Here is a 17,051-nt window from a genome sequence, read left to right as displayed (position 1 = left end):
GCTCCTTTGCCGCCGGGCAATGCACATGGCAGATCAATGACCGATACCGCTGAAACGATCGACTATTCCAAGACGCTTTACCTGCCGCAGACGGATTTCCCGATGCGCGCCGGCTTGCCCGAGAAGGAGCCGGTGCTGGTCAAGCGCTGGCAGGACATGGACCTCTACCGCAAGCTGCGCGAGAGCGCCGCCGGCCGCACGAAATACGTGCTGCATGACGGCCCTCCTTACGCAAACGGCAACATCCATATCGGCCATGCGCTGAACAAGATCCTCAAGGATGTCATCACCCGCTCGTTCCAGATGCGCGGCTATGATTCCAACTATGTGCCCGGCTGGGACTGCCACGGCCTGCCGATCGAATGGAAGATCGAGGAGCAGTACCGCGCCAAGGGCAAGAACAAGGACGAGGTGCCGGTCAACGAGTTCCGCAAGGAATGCCGAGAATTCGCCGCGCACTGGATCACGGTGCAGGGCGGCGAGTTCCAGCGGCTCGGCGTCATCGGCGACTTCAAGAATCCCTATACGACGATGGCTTTCCATGCCGAGGCGCGCATCGCCGGCGAGCTGTTGAAATTCGCTTTGTCGGGCCAACTCTATCGCGGCTCGAAGCCAGTGATGTGGAGCGTCGTCGAGCGCACCGCGTTGGCCGAGGCCGAGATCGAGTACCAGGATTATGAGTCCGATACGATCTGGGCGAAGTTTCCGGTGGCAAATCTCGTCGTTGCCAGTGTCGTGGACGGGCAGCCGGCGGAACTCAATCCGGACCTGAGCGGGCAGTCGCTGGACTTGCTGGATGCCCATGTCGTCATCTGGACGACGACGCCGTGGACCATCCCGGGCAACCGCGCCGTCAGCTATTCGCCGCGCGTCGCCTATGGGCTGTACGAGGTGACGGCGGCCGAGAATGCGTTCGGTCCGCAGCCGGGTGAGAAGCTGATCTTTGCCGACGCGCTCGCCGAGGACAGCCAGGCCAAGGCCAAGGTCACCTTGAAGCGCCTTCACGGCATCAGCGCCGAACAGCTTGGAAATCTTGTGCTTTCGCACCCCTTCAAGGGCCTTGGCGGCGGGTACGAATTCCCGGTGCCGATGATTGCGGGCGACCATGTGACCGACGATGCCGGCACCGGTTTCGTCCACACGGCTCCCAGCCATGGCCGCGAGGATTTCGACGCCTGGATGGACGCGGCGCCCCAGCTGCGCGCACGTGGCGTCGATACGGTGATCCCCTTCACGGTCGACGACGCCGGCTTCTTCACCAAGGAGGCGCCGGGCTTCGGTCCGGATCGCGAGGGTGGACCTGCGCGTGTGATCGACGACAATGGCAAGAAGGGCAACGCCAACCAGGCGGTCATCGATGAGCTGATCAAGCGCAACGCGCTGTTCGCGCGCGGCCGGCTGAAGCACAGCTACCCGCATTCCTGGCGGTCGAAGAAGCCGGTCATCTTCCGCAACACGCCGCAATGGTTCGTCTACATGGACAAGGACCTCGGCGACGGCACGACGCTGCGCAGCCGCGCGTTGAAGGCCATCGACGACACGCGCTTCGTGCCGGCAGCCGGCCAGAACCGCATCCGCGCCATGATCGAGGAGCGCCCCGACTGGGTGCTGTCGCGCCAGCGCGCCTGGGGCGTGCCGATCGCCGTCTTCGCGGATGAGGACGGCAACGTGCTGAAGGACGAGGCGGTCAACAAGCGTATCATGGACGCCTTCGAGGAAGAGGGCGCCGATGCCTGGTTCGCCGCCGGCGCCAAGGAGCGCTTCCTCGGCAACCACGATGCCTCCCGGTGGCGGCAGGTGATGGACATCCTCGACGTCTGGTTCGATTCGGGCTCGACGCATGTCTTCACGCTGGAAGACCGGCCTGACCTGAAGTGGCCGGCTGACGTCTATCTCGAAGGGTCCGACCAGCATCGCGGCTGGTTCCACTCCTCGCTGCTCGAAAGCTGCGGCACCAGGGGCAGGGCGCCTTACGACACCGTCGTCACCCATGGCTTCACCATGGACGAAGACGGACGCAAGATGTCGAAGTCGCTCGGCAACACGGTGGTGCCGCAGGACGTCATCAAGCAGTCCGGCGCCGACATCCTGCGCCTGTGGGTGGTGACGACGGACTATTGGGAAGACCAGCGGCTCGGCAAGAACGTGCTGCAGACCAACATCGACGCCTACCGCAAACTGCGCAACACCATCCGCTGGATGCTGGGCACGCTCGCCCATGACGATGGCGAGACCGTGCCGCTGGAAGCGATGCCGGAGCTGGAGCGGCTGATGCTGCATCGGCTGGCCGAACTCGATGAGGTGGTGCGCCAGGGCTACGATGCCTTCGAGTTCAAGCGCATCACCCGCGCGCTCATCGATTTCATGGTGGTCGAGCTGTCGGCCTTCTATTTCGACATCCGCAAGGACGCGCTCTACTGCGACGCACCGTCGAGCGTGAAGCGTAAGGCCTCGGTTCAGGTGGTGCGCCATCTGTTCGAGTGTCTGGTGAAATGGCTGGCGCCTATGCTGCCCTTCACCATGGAAGAGGCCTGGCTCGACCGGCATCCCGATGCCGTTTCGGTGCATCTCGACCAGTTCCCGGAAATCCCGGCGGATTGGAAGAACGAGGCGCTGGCGGAAAAATGGCGCAAGGTCAGGCAGGTGCGCCGCGTCGTCACCGGCGCGCTCGAGATCGCGCGTGCCCAGAAGGTGATCGGCTCCTCGCTGGAGGCGGTGCCGGTCGTCACCATCAACGACGCGGCGCTCGAGGCGGCGATAGCGGACGTCGACATGGCCGAGATGGCGATCACCAGCGATCTCGTCATTGCCCATGGCGAGGCGCCGAAAGGCGCCTTCACGCTCGACGACGTCAAGGGCATCGCCGTTGTGGTTGAGAAGGCGGAGGACCGCGGACTGGTCAAATGCGCGCGTTCCTGGCGCTACACGGCCGATGTCGGGCAGGATCCTGCATTTCCCGATGTCTCGGCGCGCGATGCCGCCGTGCTGCATGAGCTGAAGGCGCTCAGCCGGCTTTAGGTGCATGTCGGTTTTGGGGAAAACGACATGCACCCGATCAATAGTGCACAAATGCCACGCCGGGCGGTGCAAATCCGCCCGTGCGTTGCCCTTAACGAGTGGTTGAGGTAAACACGCGAAACTCCGGAAGACAAATTGTCGCCGGATTTCCGTCGCAAGTGCTTGGACGATGGGGATCGGTCATAAGACCGGTGGCGATCGAGAGGCTGTCTAGAGTGGGACTTTTTGGCATGACCGAGAGATATAACGCGCGCCTTGCGCTGCTGGCGCCGCTTGTCGCATCGGGCCTCGCTTTGTCCGGGTGCATGGGGTCTCCGACCTACGGAACCGATAAGACCGCTGCTGAGCAGTTGGCAGGCGATCTCACCGGTGCCGTCTCCTTTGCGCCGAAGCACAAGGATCCGATTGACTACAAGCCTCGCCCCACCTTGGTGAAGCCCGCTCCTGGACAGAAGGACGCGCTGCCTGCACCGCAGGAAAGCATCGAGACGGCAAGCGCCCAATGGCCCGAATCGCCCGAGCAGCGCCGCGCCCGCCTGCGCGCTGACGCCACCGCCCACCAGAATGATCCGAATTACCAGGCGGAGATCGTCGACGACGTGCAGACCGATCCGGCCTCTATCAAGAAGGCAATGGCGGACTCAGGCTCCAGCCATCCGCCGGCGTGGTCGCCCGCGGACTCCGACAAGGGCCGCGCCGCCGAGATCCAGCGTCGTCTTGCCGCGAGCAAGCAGGGCGACCCCAACACTCGCAAATATCTGAGCGAGCCGCCGTTGGCCTACCGTGTCGCATCCGACACGGCGCCGCAGAACGAACTCGGCGAGGACGAATACAAGAAGGAACGCCGCCTGAAGAAAGAGGCGGAAGGCAAGAAGGGCGGCTGGTTCGACTGGCTGCCGTCCCTGTAAGAACGGCCACGCGGCCCTGTTCGGGCGGCATGGCGCGGTTCAGTCGCGACGTTCCCTGAAAAAATCCTTCAGCAGCAGGGCCGCTTCGGTCTCGCCCATGCCCGGATAGATGTCGGGCGCATGGTGACAGGTCGGTGAGGCGAAGAAGCGTACGCCATTGACGACCGCACCGCCCTTTTCGTCGGCGGCGCCGAAGTAAAGCCGGCGCAACCTGGCGAAGGAAATGGCGCCGGCACACATCGCGCAAGGCTCCAGCGTCACATAGAGATCGTGGCCGGTCAGCCGCTCCGCCGAGAGTTTCCCACAGGCTTCGCGGATCACCAGCATCTCGGCGTGCGCCGTCGGATCGGCAAGCTCGCGGGTGCGGTTGCCGGCTTTTGCAACGACCGTGCTGCCGCTGGCGATGACGGCGCCGACCGGCACTTCGCCGCGCAAGGCTGCCGCTTCGGCCTCTTTTAGCGCCAGCGCCATGAAATCCGGCCGCTTCACGCTGTTTCCATTCCGATTATCTCCTCGCCACTTAGGCGTGATCCTGTTATGGAGCGCATCAACCCGAAAATCGGACTCGATTTTCGGAAATGATCATGCGCCAAATCAAAGTGCACCAGCGTTCGTTGCGCGCCCGAAGGGATGCGCCACGCTGTAGCAGCGCAAACGGACAAAGGCCACATGGACGACAACGACAAGAAATCTCCGCGCCAAAAAGGCCCGGGCAAGAAACCTGCGGCTCCGCGAGGCGGCGGCAAGCCATCCTTCGGCGCCAAGAAACCTTACGCGCCGCGCGGCGATCGGCCGATGGCCGCCGAGGGCGAGCGCCCGAAGCGCGACTTCAAGGGTGGCGACAAACCGTTCAGCAAGGGCCCACGCCCTGCGGGCAAGCCCTATGAGAAGCGCGAAGGACCGCGCAAGCCCTATGCTCCACGCGGCGACCGTCCGATGGCGGCCGAAGGCGAACGCAAGCCCTATGAAAAGCGCGAAGGACCGCGCAAGCCTTACGCGCCACGCGGTGACCGTCCGATGGCGGCCGAAGGCGAGCGTAAGCCCTATGAGAAGCGCGAAGGACCGCGCAAGCCCTATGCCCCACGCGGCGACCGTCCAATGGCGGCCGAAGGCGAACGCAAGCCCTATGAAAAGCGTGAAGGACCGCGAAAGCCTTACGCTCCACGCGGTGACCGTCCGATGGCGGCTGAAGGCGAACGCAAGCCCTACGAGAAGCGCGAAGGGCCGCGCAAACCCTATGCACCGCGTGGCGACCGTCCGGCGGCCGCCTCGGCAGAGGGCGGCGAAAAACGCTTCGACCGTCCCAAGCGTGATTTCGGCGATCGTCCGACGCGTGACTTTTCTGATCGTCCCAAGCGCGACTTCAGCGATCGTCCCAAGCGTGACTTTGGTGATCGGCCGCAAGGGGCATCGGGCAGCAGCTTCAAGCCACGCCCGCGTCCCGCGGAGGCCACGGAAGAGGCCGGCGAGCGCATCGCCAAGCGGCTGGCGCGCGCCGGGCTCGCCTCGCGCCGCGACGCCGAGGAATTGATCGCCGCCGGCCGCGTCAAGGTCAACGGTCGCGCTCTGACTTCGCCGGCTTTCAATGTCATGCCTGGCGACATCATCCATCTCGACGGCATGGAAATCCCGCCGATCGAACGCACGCGCCTGTTCCTGTTCCACAAGCCGGCCGGCGTCGTCACCACCAACCGCGATCCCGAGGGCCGCAAGACCGTCTTCGACGTGCTGCCGGCCGAATTGCCGCGGCTGATGACCATTGGCCGGCTCGACATCAACACCGAAGGCCTGCTGCTGCTCACCAATGATGGTGGGCTGTCGCGCGTGCTCGAACTGCCTGCCACCGGCTGGCTGCGCCGCTACCGCGTGCGCGTCCACGGCAAGGTCGAGGAAAGCGCGCTCGCCGGCCTGCGCGAAGGCATTGCCGTCGACGGCGTCTTCTATGGCGCCATCGAAGCGAGCCTCGACCGTGAGCAGGGCTCCAATGCCTGGCTGACGATCGGTCTGCGCGAAGGCAAGAACCGTGAGGTCAGGAACATCCTCGGCGCGCTCGGCCTCGACGTGACGCGGCTGATCCGCATCTCCTACGGCCCGTTCCAGCTCGAGGATCTTCCCGAAGGCCATGTGCTGGAGATCAAGGGCCGCGTGCTGCGCGACCAGCTGGGCGAGCGCCTGGTGGAGGAATCTGGCGCCAATTTCGACGCCGAGATAACAAAGCCGTTTTCCAACAAGCCGGTGCGGCGCACTGAAGTTCGCGAGCCGGAGCCCGAGCGGCCGAAATTCGTCCGTGACGGCGAACGCCGGCCGATCGGCGAGGGCGGGCTGATCAAGAACCGCAAGCGACGCGAAGGCAGCCGCGACGAAGCGCTCGGCAAACTGTCGACCAGTCCCGACAGGGGCGAGCGGCCGGAAAAGAGCTTCGGCGAACGCGGCCCGAGGCCCGAACGCGGCGGCTTTGGCGACAAGCCACGTGGCAGTTTCGGCGACAAGCCACGCGGCAGCTTCGGCGACAAGCCTCGTGGCGGCGGCAAGAAATCCGAGCGCGAGGAGCGGCCGATCGAGCCGCCCGGCCAGCGCAAGGCCAATGTCTGGATGGCGCCTGGGGCCAGGCCGATCGGCAAGGGCAGGGCGGAAGCCGACGCCGCCAAGGCGGCGGAGGCCAAGGCGCGCAAGGCCTCGTTCAAGCCATCTTATGGCAAGCCCGCTGGCAAACCAGGCGGCGCAAAGCCGTTCGGCAAGCCGCGTGGCGAGCGTTCCGGCGGCGCCGGTGGCGGTGAGCGGCCGCGCGGCGGTCCCAAGGGTCCCCGCACAAGATGAGAATCGTCGGCGGTGAGTTTCGCGGGCGTCCGCTGGCGACGCCCCGCAGCAGCGCCATCCGTCCGACGACCGACCGCACCCGCGAGGCCGTCTTCAACGTGCTGGCGCATCGCTTTGCCGAACAACTGGACGGCGCGCGCGTGCTGGATCTGTTTGCCGGCACCGGCGCGCTTGGTCTGGAAGCGCTGTCGCGCGGCGCCTCCTATGGTGTCTTCATCGAGGAATCGGCCGAAGGCCGTGGCCTGATCCGCGACAATGTCGAGGCCTTCGGCCTGACCGGCCGCACCAAGATTTTTCGCCGTGACGCTACCGGCCTTGGCGAGGCGGGCACGCTGGCGCCGTTCGGCCTCGTCTTCGCCGACCCGCCCTATGGCAAGGGCCTGGGCGAGCGCGCCTTGCAGTCGGCGAAGGCCGGCGGCTGGCTGCGGCCCGGCGCGCTCTGCGTGGTCGAGGAGACCGCGGCGGTTCCCTTCGAGCCGGGCCCAGGCTTTGCCGTGCTGGATGAGCGCAACTATGGCGAGACCATCATCCGTTTCATCGAAGCTGCCTGATACGCCTGCGTTGCGGCGGCCTCTTTGCCGCCGCCTTTGCCGGCAACAACAATTCACTTTGCTTGTCGCCATCACCTTGCCCTATCGTCGTACCCAAGCAATTCCAGGAAAAGTGCTATGCGGTTTTCCGTCCGGAATTGCGTCAGAACAAGAGATAGAGCAGTTCAGCGTTTCCGTGAAACGATGAACTGCTCTACGAACCGGAGCCATTGATGACATTTCAGGCTGAATGGCTGCGCGCAACACTGCTGGCAACGTCGCTGGCCTTCACGCTCAACGGCTCCGCGCTGGCCGACAGCGCCGTGCCGCCCAACACCAAGCCGGCCGAGTTCAAGGTGACGGATTTCCTGCTCGACAACGGCATGGAGGTGGTCGTCATCCCCGACCATCGCGCGCCGATCGTCACCCATATGGTCTGGTACAAGATCGGCAGTGCCGATGAGCCGCCCGGCAAATCCGGCATCGCCCATTTCTTCGAGCATCTGATGTTCAAGGCGACGACACATCACGCGGCCGGCGAGTTCGATCGCGCCGTCTCCGACATTGGCGGCTCCAACAACGCCTTCACCTCCTACGACTACACCGCTTTCCACGAGACGGTGGCGCCGTCGGCACTCGAGCAGATGATGGGTTTTGAAGCCGACCGGATGCGCAACCTCATCCTCACCGACGACGTGATCAAGACCGAGCGCGATGTCATCTTGGAAGAGCGCCGCTCGCGCATCGACAACAATCCGCAGGCGGTGCTCGACGAGGAGGTCGATGCGACGCTTTGGCAAAACCAGCCCTATCGCATCCCGGTCATCGGCTGGATGCAGGAGATGGAGCAGTTGAACCGCGTCGATGCCACCGCCTTCTATGACAAATACTACCGCCCCAACAACGCCGTGCTGATCGTGGCCGGCGATGTCGAACCCGACATGGTCAAGGCGCTGGCCGAAAAAACCTATGGCAAGGTGGCGCGCGGGCCGGACCTGCCGCCGCGCATCCGCCCGGTCGAGCCGGAGCAGAACACCAAGCGCACCGTCACGCTCACCGACGCCCGCGTCAGCGTGCCGAGTTTCTCGACGCAATGGGTGGTGCCGTCCTACCATACCGGCAAGCCGGGCGAGGCCGAGGCGCTTGATCTGCTGGCCGAAATCCTCGGTGGCGGCAACCGCAGCCGGCTCTACCAGGCGCTGGTGGTCCAGCAAGGCATCGCTTCCAGCGCCGGCGCGTATTTCCAGGGCACGATGCTCGACGACACCAATTTCACCGTCTATGGCGCGCCGCGCGGCGACGCCAAGCTGGCCGATGTCGAGGCCGCGGTCGATGCCGAGGTGGCGCGCATCGCCAGCGGCGGCGTCACCGCGGATGAACTAGAAAAAGCCAAGGACCGCTATGTCAGGTCGATGGTCTTTGCCCGCGACAAGCAGGATTCCATGGCGGAAATCTATGGCTCGACGCTGGCCACCGGCGGCAATGTGCAGGATGTCCAGCAATGGCCGGACCGTATCCGCAAGGTCACGGCGGACGAGGTCAAGGCCGTAGCCGCGCGCTATCTGGTGCTCGCCCGCTCGACCACCGGCTATCTCTTGCCGCAGCAACAGGCGGGGAATTGATGATGACGAACCAGCACCGCGTCTCTTTTCCTTCTCCCACAAGGGGAGAAGGAAAGTCCCTGCGCGCCCTCGCAACCCTCTTCCTCTCCATCCTCTTCCTGGTCCTGCCGGCACTTGCCGCCCGTGCCATGGACATCCAGCAGGTCACATCGCCAAAAGGCATCACCGCCTGGCTGGTCGAGGACTATTCGGTCCCGATCGTCGCCGTCCGCTTCGCCTTCGGTGGCGGCTCGACGCAGGATCCGGTGGGCAAGGAAGGGCTAGCCAATCTGATGACCGGCCTGTTCGATGAGGGCGCCGGGCCCCTCGATTCGGAAGCCTTCCAGATCAAGCTCGACGATGCCGGCGCCGAGATGAGTTTCGAGGAGACCCGTGACGGCATCTACGGCTCCATGCGCATGCTGGCCGAGCAGCGCGACGAGGCCTTCGATCTGCTGCGGCTGGCGGTCAACGAGCCGCGCTTCGACCAGGCGCCGATCGACCGCATCCGCGCCCAGATCCTGTCCGGCATCATCGCCAACGAGAATGACCCCGACACGGTGGCGCAGCACAAATGGGCCCGCGCCATCTATGGCGACCACCCCTATTCGCGCTCCGACCAGGGCACCAGGCAGAGCATCGCCGCCATCACGCAGGACGATCTGAAGGCCCTGCATAAGGCCGTGTTCGCGCGCGGCGGCCTGCATGTCGCCGTGGTCGGCGCCATCGATGCCGAGACCCTGAAGAAGAAGCTCGACATGGTGTTCGGCGACCTGCCGAAGGACCAGGCGCTCACCCCTGTCGCCGATGTCGAGCCGAAGTTGGCGCAGCGTCTCGAGGTCAATTACGATTTGCCGCAGACCTCGCTGCAGCTCGCCTGGCCGGGGGTTAAGCGCAAGTCGGCGGATTTCTTCCCCGCCGTGCTGATGAACGAGATCCTCGGCGGCGGCACCTTCACCTCGCGCCTGTACCAGGAGGTGCGCGAAAAGCGCGGGCTGGCCTATGGCGTCAACTCCTCGCTGGTCAACCAGGACCATGCCGACGCGCTGATCGTCACCACCGGCACGCGTTCCGACCGTGTGGCCGAGACACTCGGCATTGTCCGCGATGTCGCCAGGCAGCTGGCTGAGGACGGCCCCACCGAGGCGGAGCTCGCGGCAACCAAGAAATACCTGATCGGCGCCTATGCCATCGCCAATCTGGACTCGTCGAGTTCCATCGCCGCGACGCTGGTCGAATTGCAGCTCGACGACCTCGGCATCGACTACATGCAGCGCCGCGCCGGCTACATCAACGCGGTGACGCTCGACCAGGTCAAGGCGGTGGCGAAAAAGCTGCTGATCGCCGAGCCGACCATCATGGTGGTCGGGCCGCCGCTGGCCGGGGCCGGCAAGGGATGAGCCCGACCTTCGGCATAGCTTTCGGCGGCGGCGGTGCGCGCGGGCTGGCGCATATCCATGTCATCGAGGCGCTGGACGAGCTCGGCATCCGGCCGGTGGCGATAGCCGGCTCGTCGATCGGCGCCATCATGGGCGCCGGCATGGCCGCGGGCATGACCGGCAAGGACATCCACGACTATGCCCGCTCGATCCTCGGCCGCCGCGCCGAAGTGGCGAGCCGCATGTGGCGCGCCAGGCCGGGCACGATCGCCGAGGCCATGCAAAACGGCATCCGTGTCAGCCAGTTCAATGTCGAGCGCATCCTCAAGGCGTTTCTGCCCGAGGCAATTCCCGAAACCTTCGCCGAGCTGAAAATCCCGCTGAAGGTGACGGCGACCGACTATTTCGGCCACAAGCTCGCCGTGTTCGACGACGGCGACCTGCACTCCGCCCTGGCCGCCTCGGCCGCCATTCCCGCCGTGTTCCGCCCGGTGACGCGCGACGGCAGGCTGCTGATCGACGGCGGCATCTACAACCCCGTGCCCTTCGACCTGATCGAGAACGACGCCGACATCATCATCGGCGTCGACGTGGTCGGCGCGCCCGAAGAAGCCGACCGCAAGCACCCCACTTCCGTCGACCTTATGTTCGGCGCCACGCAGCTGATGATGCAGTCGATCATCGCCAATAAGCTGAAACAGTGCCGCCCCGACATTTTGGTCCGCCCGGCAGTGTCAAAATACCGCGTGCTCGATTTCCTGAAGATCGACGCCCTGATGAACGAGACGGCGGATATCAAGGATCAGCTGAAGCGCGAGGTGGAGCGGGTGGTTGAGGCGCGGAATGGCGCTGCCGTCAAGGGGAGGCGAGGGAAGAAGGCCGGTTGAGCATTGGTCACCGGCAGCGTCTTGTGTCGAGTTCTGCTGTCATCTATGCCTACGATTTCGCCGCCACCGGCGCATATTCCAGCGCAACAACGCCATTGCTGAACGGCGTGGCCGAAATCAGTTCGAGCGGCACCTGTTCACCCAGCGGAAACAGCGGCTTGCCCTGGCCCACGGCGCCGGGATAGCTGAGCAGCCTGACGCGGTCGACCAGCCCATGGCGTAGCAATTCCTGTGTGACGCTGAGGCTGCCATGCACATAGATGTTGCCGCCGCTGCCTTGCTTCAGCGCCCTCACTGCTTCTGGCATCGCACCCCTAAGGAGCTCGGCCGGTTTCCAGTCGAGCGCCTGTAAACTTGTCGAGGCGACGTATTTCGGCAGCGCGTTGAATCGGTCGGCAAAATCTCCAGTTTCCTTGGGCCATGAGCCAGCAAAAATCTCATAGGTCTTGCGCCCCAGAAGCATGGCGCCGCTGTCGGCAAGTTCATCCTCCTTGAACCTGTTCATCTCGTCATTCCAGGTCACGCCAGGCAATTTCTCGACCTCGGCAATGCCGTCGACGCTGATGAATTCGGTGACGATGAGTTTTCTCATGGCGTTCTCCTTTTGCGCTCAAAGGACGAACCGCATGGGTCTATTGCTACATGCCCTGGCAAAATAGCGTCATGCTTCGTTGTTTTAGCCGATGTCAGAGGCAAGCGTCGACCTCAGCCGACCTGATGCTCGGCGCCCTCGGCGTCGCTCATCGCGCGAAGCGGCGTTTGATGCGGTCAACCACCTTCCGGATGCGGGCGGACGCGCGCCGGGCCATCCGGGACATTCTGGCGTCCAGGCGGCCTGCCTTTCGCGTGCGCTCAATCTCCTCGGCCAGCCGGGCGTTGTCGGAGCGCAGGCGCTCCACTTCGGTACGGATTTCGCGCGAATGTACCTTGGCTATGTGCGACCATAGCTCGCGTTGCGAACGCTCCAGAAAAGCCACTCGGTCCAATCCATGGGGTTGGAGTTCATCCCGGACGGCGGACGCGAGCCTGCCGAGGCCCATCACGGCCACGGTGTCCGGAAGGAAGACCGTCTCATGCGCGACGCCGAGATGGTCAAGAAAGCGCTCCGCATTGATGATCGCGTCCGCGATCAGGTTGGCGTCGTGGAAGGAGATGATGCAGTCTGGTTTTGTAAGCTGCAAAACGCCGGCAAAATCGGAAAAACAGGCCCTGTTCGTGTGCTCCCCGTCAATGAACGCAAGCGTGGCTTTGGGCTCCACCGCCCCGGGAGGCACAGCGGAGACGTCACTGTCAAACGTGGTCAGTTTCGCCATTGCGGAAGGAGGAAGCCGTTCCGACAGCACCGCGATCATGCGAGCCGTTGAGTTCTCGGGATAGCGCATAAACTCGGCGCGTTCGTCGGGTAGCGCCGCAGGCCGTGGATCGACTGACACCGCCCCCTGGCAGGCCGGATCAATCAGGTGCGGGAACAGGCTTCCGCCGATATGCGAACCGACCTCGAGGTAGATGTAGCGGCCGAGCGCCGATCGGGCGAGGGTCTGAACCCGCAGGAAACTGGCGCGATCATTAAACGTGCTCTGCGTTTGGACCTGGAAAACGGCGATGTCGAGCGTGCCGATCATGCCCACCGCTTGGTCAGCGGTCAGCATCTGTGGGACTTCAGCGCGGAGTTTGTCCTGCATGCAGTGGCACCGCCCTTCGGCTTGATGTCTGCATCAGCATATTTCGGTTTGAAATGGAGGGGAAAGGCTGCGTGAGCAGGTTCTCCACAGATCCCCCCAAGCAAGGTCATTGCATGCGCGGCACCCAAACGGGGAACCTGGCGCAGACACCTCGAAACTCTCGCCCTCAGTCCTTCGCCCGCTCCACATACGACCCATCGGCCGTCATCACCACCACGCGGGTGCCGGGCGCGATGTGGGGCGGCACGGCGGTGCGCACGCCGTTGGAGAGCACGGCGGGCTTGTAGGAGGACGACGCCGTCTGGCCCTTGGTCGTCGGCTCGGTTTCGACCACTTCGAAGGTGGCTCGCTGCGGCAGGACCAGGGAGATCGCAATGCCGTTGAACTGCGAGACCTGCACCGGCATGCCTTCCTGCAGATAGGGGGCCGCGTCACCGACCACGGCTTCCGTCACCGCCACCTGGTCGTAGGTTTCCGGGTTCATGAAGTGATAGCCTTCGCCGTCGGCGTAGAGGAAAGTGTGCTCGCGCTCCTCGACATAGGCGCGCTCCACCTGCTCGGTGGTGCGGTAGCGCTCCGACACCTTCACCCCGTCGCCGATGCGGCGCATGTCGAGCTGCGTCACGGGCGTGCCCTTGCCTGGGTGGATGTTTTCGGCAAAGAGGATCACATAAAGCTTGCCGTCCTTGTCGACGACATTGCCTTTGCGGAGCGAACTGGCGATGACTTTCACCACGGTTTTTTATCCTGCGAGAGTTGACGGGCGTTTGCCGGCTTGTGGGGCGCTGGTAGCGCATCTTGGCGCGAACCGCCAGCCCCCCAGGGGCGCCAGCACGCCTTCAATCCGCCCATGACCGCCGCTTCGCCCTGGTGGACGCCGCATGTCCATGCCGATCGCCGCCCCCGCCTGATGCTGCGCAACAGCTTGACGGCCGCGCTGCGTGACTGGTTCGCGACCCGAGATTTCATCGAGGTGGAAACGGCGGCCCTGCAGGTCTCGCCCGGCAATGAGGCGCATCTGGCGGCTTTCGCCACGGAGGCGGTCGGGCCGGATGGCGCGCGCGCGCCGCTTTATCTCCACACCTCGCCGGAATTCGCCTGCAAGAAGCTGCTCGCCGCCGGCGAAGAGCGTATTTTCAGTATGGGTCCGGTGTACCGCAACCGCGAGCGCGGCCCCTTGCACCATCCCGAATTCACTATGCTCGAATGGTACCGGGTGGGCGAGACCTATGAGAGCCTGATGCGCGATTGCGCCGATCTGCTGGCGCTGGCCGCGACAAGGGCAGGGGCCAAGCGCTTTTCCTTCCGTGGCCGCGATTGCGATCCGCTCGCCGAACCGGAGAGGCTGACGGTGGCGGACGCCTTTACCCGTCATGCCGGCATCGACCTCCTGGCCACGGTCGCCGCCGATGGCGGCACCAACCGGGATGCGCTTTACGCCGCCTTGACCCACGCCGGCCTGCGCACGGCGCCCGATGACAGCTGGGCCGACCTGTTCAGCCGCGTGATGGTGGAAAAGATCGAACCCAATCTGGGCATCGGCCGCGCGACCATTCTTTGCGAATATCCGGTCGCCGAGGCGGCGCTCGCCCGGCCGAGTGCCGGGGATGCCCGCGTCGCCGAGCGTTTCGAGCTCTATTGTTGCGGCGTCGAGCTCGCCAACGGCTTTGGCGAACTGACCGATGCCGAGGAGCAGCGCCGGCGCTTCATCCTGGAGATGGACGAGAAACAGCGCATCTATGGCGAGCGCTACCCGCTGGACGAGGATTTCCTCGCCGCCCTTGCCATCATGCCGCAGGCCAGCGGCATCGCGCTCGGCTTCGATAGGCTGGTGATGCTGGCGACCGGCGCGCAAAGAATAGAAGACGTGATCTGGACGCCTGTGGCGGCGTCCTGAGACCACCAAACGCAGGCGCTGCCCTTCTTTTGCCGGTCTTGAGCCACAGGCAATCACGCTACTGATTCCGGCCTTCGCCATTGCACAAGCCGGACCGGGACAATAGATGGGTGGGCGCGGCCGCACGCTGGCCGCGACGAGCAGGATCACAGGCATGGCCGACACATCAGACGCTAAAAAATTGATCGACCGCGTCGCGGCGCTGGTCGAGGCCGCCAAAAAGGCAGGCGCCGATGCCGCCGACGCGGTGGCCGTGCGCGGCCGTTCGACGGGCGTGTCGGTGCGGCTCGGCAAGGTCGAGGCCACCGAATCGTCTGAGGCCGAGGATGTCTCGTTGCGCGTCTTCGTCGGCCAGCGCGTGGCAAGTGTCTCGGCCACCGCTGCATCCGATCCGGCGGCACTGGCCGAGCGCGCCGTTGCCATGGCGAAAGTCTCGCCTGAGGATCCCTATCAGGGTCTGGCCGATCCGGCGCTGCTGGCCAAGCAAACGCGCGATCTCGACCTTTTCGACGCCACCGAAGTGACGGCCGACCAGTTGAAGGAAGCGGCCCTTGCTGCGGAAGCGGCAGGGCTTGCCGTCAAGGGCGTGACCAATTCGGCTGGCGCCAGCGCCGGTGCCGGGCTGGGCGGGATGGTGCTGGCCACCTCGCACGGTTTCCTTGGCCACTATGTCGGCTCGCGTTTTTCGCGTTCGGCCAGCGTCATCGCCGGCGAGGGCACCGGCATGGAGCGCGACTATGAGTTCTCCTCGCGCCAGCATTTCGCCGATCTCGATGCGCCTGATGATATCGGCCGCAAGGCCGGCGAACGCGCCGTGCGCCGCCTCGGCGCGCGCAAGGCGGCGACCGGGCCGATCGACGTGGTTTTCGACCCGCGCGTGGCGCGCGGCATCGCCGGCCATATTGCCGGTGCCATCAATGGCGCCTCCGTTGCGCGCAAGACCTCGTTCCTGCGCGACATGATGGGCAAGCAGGTGGCCGCGTCCGCAATCACGGTCACCGACGAGCCGCTTAGGCCGCGTGGCCAGGCCTCGCGCCCGTTCGACGGCGAAGGCGTCGAGGGTGAGAAACTTCTCATGGTCGAAAAGGGCGTGCTCAACCACTGGTTCCTGTCGACCTCGGCCGCGCGGGAGCTGGGATTGATCACCAACGGGCGCGGATCGCGCAGCGGCTCCTCGGTTTCACCGTCCTCCACCAATCTCGCCATCGAGCCCGGCGAACGCTCGCCGGAGGATATGATCAAGTCGCTCAAGACCGGCTTCTATGTCACCGAAGTGTTCGGCCAGGGCGTCGACATGATCACCGGCGAGTACAGCCGCGGCGCTTCCGGTTTCTGGATCGAGAATGGCGAGCTGGCCTATCCGGTCGCCGAAGTCACCATCGCGTCGAACCTGAAGACGATGTTCCTCAACATGGTGCCGGCCAACGACCTCGACCGCAATTTCGGCACGGCCGCGCCAACTCTGCTGATCGAAGGTATGACCCTTGCCGGAGCATGAGCTGACCGCTGCCTCCTCGGGTGCTATCGGGGATCTGCCGCTGTTGCGCGATGCGGCCCGCGAGGCGGGTGTGATCGCCATGCGCTACTTCGGCAACAGCCCGCAGGTCTGGATGAAGGGCGGCACCTCGCCGGTCAGCGAAGCCGACCATGCGGCAGACGCCTATCTGCGCCGCACCTTGGTGGCGGCGCGGCCCGACTATGGCTGGCTGTCGGAAGAGACGGTCGACGACCCGGCGCGGCTTTCGGCGCGCCGAACCTTCGTGGTCGATCCGATCGACGGCACGCGCGGCTTCCTCGAAGGACAGCGAACCTGGTGCGTCAGCGTCGCCGTTGTCGAGCAGGGCCGTACGCTCGCCGGCGTGCTCGAATGCCCGGCGATGGACGAGATCTATTGGGCGCTGCCCGGCCAGGGCGCCTTCCGCAACGGCAAGCGCATTGCGGTGCGCACGCTTGGCGACAAGGCCGAGATTTCCGGGTTGAAGCAGTTGATCGACCTTGTGCCAGCCGGCTGGCAGAAGCGGCTGACACGGGCGCCCTACAGCCCCTCGCTTGCCTACCGCCTGGCGATGATCGCCAACGGCACGCTCGACGCCACCTTCGTCAAGCCGAATGCCCATGACTGGGACATTGCCGCTGCCGATCTCATCCTGCGCGAGGCCGGCGGCCAGTTGCTCGACCCGCATGGCCGCGCGCCGTTCTACGCGGGTGAAGTCACCCGCCACGGCGCGCTCGCCGCCGGCAGCGGTGAATTGCTGGCTGTGCTCGTCGATGTCATTGCCGGGCTGGATGCGTGAAAGCACATTCGCAGGTTCCAAAGTCGGCGGCTTTGGTC

The 17,051-nt window shown here is 64.9% G+C and carries 14 protein-coding genes; 10 read left to right on the top strand and 4 right to left on the bottom strand.

The genetic code is table 11. The annotated features are described in order from the left end of the window. The first annotated feature begins 36 nt into the window (after positions 1-36). Both ileS and CKW40_RS24110 read left to right on the top strand, forming a co-directional pair. Positions 37-3,018 carry an isoleucine--tRNA ligase gene (gene ileS, locus CKW40_RS24115; RefSeq protein ID WP_095202359.1) on the top strand — a complete coding sequence of 994 codons (2,982 nt, stop codon included), beginning with the start codon at positions 37-39 and terminating at the stop codon, positions 3,016-3,018. A 230-nt stretch (positions 3,019-3,248) separates the two neighbouring features. Continuing rightward, entirely contained in the window at positions 3,249-3,926 is a 678-nt protein-coding gene (locus CKW40_RS24110; RefSeq protein WP_095202358.1) for a hypothetical protein, read from the top strand. 39 nt (positions 3,927-3,965) lie between these two features. Here the strand turns inward: CKW40_RS24110 and CKW40_RS24105 are convergent, their stop codons facing one another. After that, positions 3,966-4,415, bottom strand: a complete 450-nt coding sequence (locus CKW40_RS24105) for a nucleoside deaminase (RefSeq protein WP_095202357.1) — start codon at positions 4,413-4,415, stop codon at positions 3,966-3,968. A gap of 180 nt (positions 4,416-4,595) precedes the next feature. Here CKW40_RS24105 and CKW40_RS24100 point away from each other — a divergent pair, with 180 nt between their 5' ends. The 5 genes from CKW40_RS24100 (at position 4,596) to CKW40_RS24080 (ending at position 11,140) form a co-directional block, all read left to right on the top strand. Then, positions 4,596-6,743 carry a pseudouridine synthase gene (locus CKW40_RS24100; RefSeq protein WP_095202356.1) on the top strand — a complete coding sequence of 716 codons (2,148 nt, stop codon included), beginning with the start codon at positions 4,596-4,598 and terminating at the stop codon, positions 6,741-6,743. Then, positions 6,740-7,294, top strand: coding sequence for a 16S rRNA (guanine(966)-N(2))-methyltransferase RsmD (gene rsmD / locus CKW40_RS24095; protein ID WP_095202355.1), 555 nt, complete (start codon positions 6,740-6,742; stop codon positions 7,292-7,294). The genes CKW40_RS24100 and rsmD overlap by 4 nt, the downstream gene beginning before the upstream one ends. A 212-nt stretch (positions 7,295-7,506) precedes the next feature. Then, positions 7,507-8,895, top strand: a complete 1,389-nt coding sequence (locus tag CKW40_RS24090) for a M16 family metallopeptidase (protein WP_095202354.1) — start codon at positions 7,507-7,509, stop codon at positions 8,893-8,895. Positions 8,896-8,897: 2 nt separating this feature from the next. Further along, a complete protein-coding gene (locus CKW40_RS24085; protein WP_095202551.1) occupies positions 8,898-10,274 on the top strand; it encodes a M16 family metallopeptidase in 1,377 nt (458 codons plus the stop codon). Further along, entirely contained in the window at positions 10,271-11,140 is an 870-nt protein-coding gene (locus CKW40_RS24080; protein ID WP_095202353.1) for a patatin-like phospholipase family protein, read from the top strand. The genes CKW40_RS24085 and CKW40_RS24080 overlap by 4 nt, the downstream gene beginning before the upstream one ends. A 49-nt stretch (positions 11,141-11,189) precedes the next feature. On the opposite strand, the gene CKW40_RS24075 is transcribed toward CKW40_RS24080, so the two are convergent. From CKW40_RS24075 to efp, 3 genes are all read right to left on the bottom strand, one after another. After that, the gene (locus CKW40_RS24075) at positions 11,190-11,732 is read right to left on the bottom strand and encodes a dihydrofolate reductase family protein (protein WP_095202352.1); all 543 of its coding nucleotides are present in this window, start codon (positions 11,730-11,732) and stop codon (positions 11,190-11,192) included. A gap of 148 nt (positions 11,733-11,880) precedes the next feature. Next, positions 11,881-12,822 (bottom strand): class I SAM-dependent methyltransferase, encoded by a 942-nt coding sequence (locus CKW40_RS24070; RefSeq protein WP_143748367.1) that lies wholly within the window; start codon positions 12,820-12,822, stop codon positions 11,881-11,883. 166 nt (positions 12,823-12,988) lie between these two features. Beyond that, entirely contained in the window at positions 12,989-13,558 is a 570-nt protein-coding gene (efp, locus tag CKW40_RS24065; RefSeq protein WP_095202350.1) for an elongation factor P, read from the bottom strand. A gap of 114 nt (positions 13,559-13,672) precedes the next feature. Here efp and epmA point away from each other — a divergent pair, with 114 nt between their 5' ends. The 3 genes from epmA (at position 13,673) to CKW40_RS24050 (ending at position 17,013) form a co-directional block, all read left to right on the top strand. Continuing rightward, positions 13,673-14,719, top strand: coding sequence for an EF-P lysine aminoacylase EpmA (gene epmA / locus CKW40_RS24060; RefSeq protein WP_095202349.1), 1,047 nt, complete (start codon positions 13,673-13,675; stop codon positions 14,717-14,719). A gap of 154 nt (positions 14,720-14,873) precedes the next feature. Next, positions 14,874-16,217 (top strand): TldD/PmbA family protein, encoded by a 1,344-nt coding sequence (locus tag CKW40_RS24055; RefSeq protein WP_095202550.1) that lies wholly within the window; start codon positions 14,874-14,876, stop codon positions 16,215-16,217. Continuing rightward, entirely contained in the window at positions 16,204-17,013 is an 810-nt protein-coding gene (locus CKW40_RS24050; protein WP_095202348.1) for a 3'(2'),5'-bisphosphate nucleotidase CysQ, read from the top strand. The genes CKW40_RS24055 and CKW40_RS24050 overlap by 14 nt, the downstream gene beginning before the upstream one ends. Positions 17,014-17,051: the final 38 nt, after the last annotated feature.

This window comes from Mesorhizobium carmichaelinearum (assembly GCF_900199455.1).
GTDB lineage: Bacteria > Pseudomonadota > Alphaproteobacteria > Rhizobiales > Rhizobiaceae > Mesorhizobium > Mesorhizobium carmichaelinearum.
This window is presented reverse-complemented; position numbering and strand designations above follow the sequence as displayed.

Bases quoted from the DNA above. Each gene is read 5' to 3' on its own strand.
- epmA (WP_095202349.1), top strand. From the start codon at position 13,673: ATGACCGCCGCTTCGCCCTGGTGGACGCCGCATGTCCATGCCGATCGC.
- CKW40_RS24110 (WP_095202358.1), top strand. From the start codon at position 3,249: ATGACCGAGAGATATAACGCGCGCCTTGCGCTGCTGGCGCCGCTTGTC.
- CKW40_RS24100 (WP_095202356.1), top strand. From the start codon at position 4,596: ATGGACGACAACGACAAGAAATCTCCGCGCCAAAAAGGCCCGGGCAAG.
- ileS (WP_095202359.1), top strand. From the start codon at position 37: ATGACCGATACCGCTGAAACGATCGACTATTCCAAGACGCTTTACCTG.
- CKW40_RS24080 (WP_095202353.1), top strand. From the start codon at position 10,271: ATGAGCCCGACCTTCGGCATAGCTTTCGGCGGCGGCGGTGCGCGCGGG.
- CKW40_RS24090 (WP_095202354.1), top strand. From the start codon at position 7,507: ATGACATTTCAGGCTGAATGGCTGCGCGCAACACTGCTGGCAACGTCG.
- rsmD (WP_095202355.1), top strand. From the start codon at position 6,740: ATGAGAATCGTCGGCGGTGAGTTTCGCGGGCGTCCGCTGGCGACGCCC.
- CKW40_RS24075 (WP_095202352.1), bottom strand. From the start codon at position 11,732: ATGAGAAAACTCATCGTCACCGAATTCATCAGCGTCGACGGCATTGCC.
- CKW40_RS24055 (WP_095202550.1), top strand. From the start codon at position 14,874: ATGGCCGACACATCAGACGCTAAAAAATTGATCGACCGCGTCGCGGCG.
- CKW40_RS24085 (WP_095202551.1), top strand. From the start codon at position 8,898: ATGACGAACCAGCACCGCGTCTCTTTTCCTTCTCCCACAAGGGGAGAA.
- CKW40_RS24070 (WP_143748367.1), bottom strand. From the start codon at position 12,822: ATGCAGGACAAACTCCGCGCTGAAGTCCCACAGATGCTGACCGCTGAC.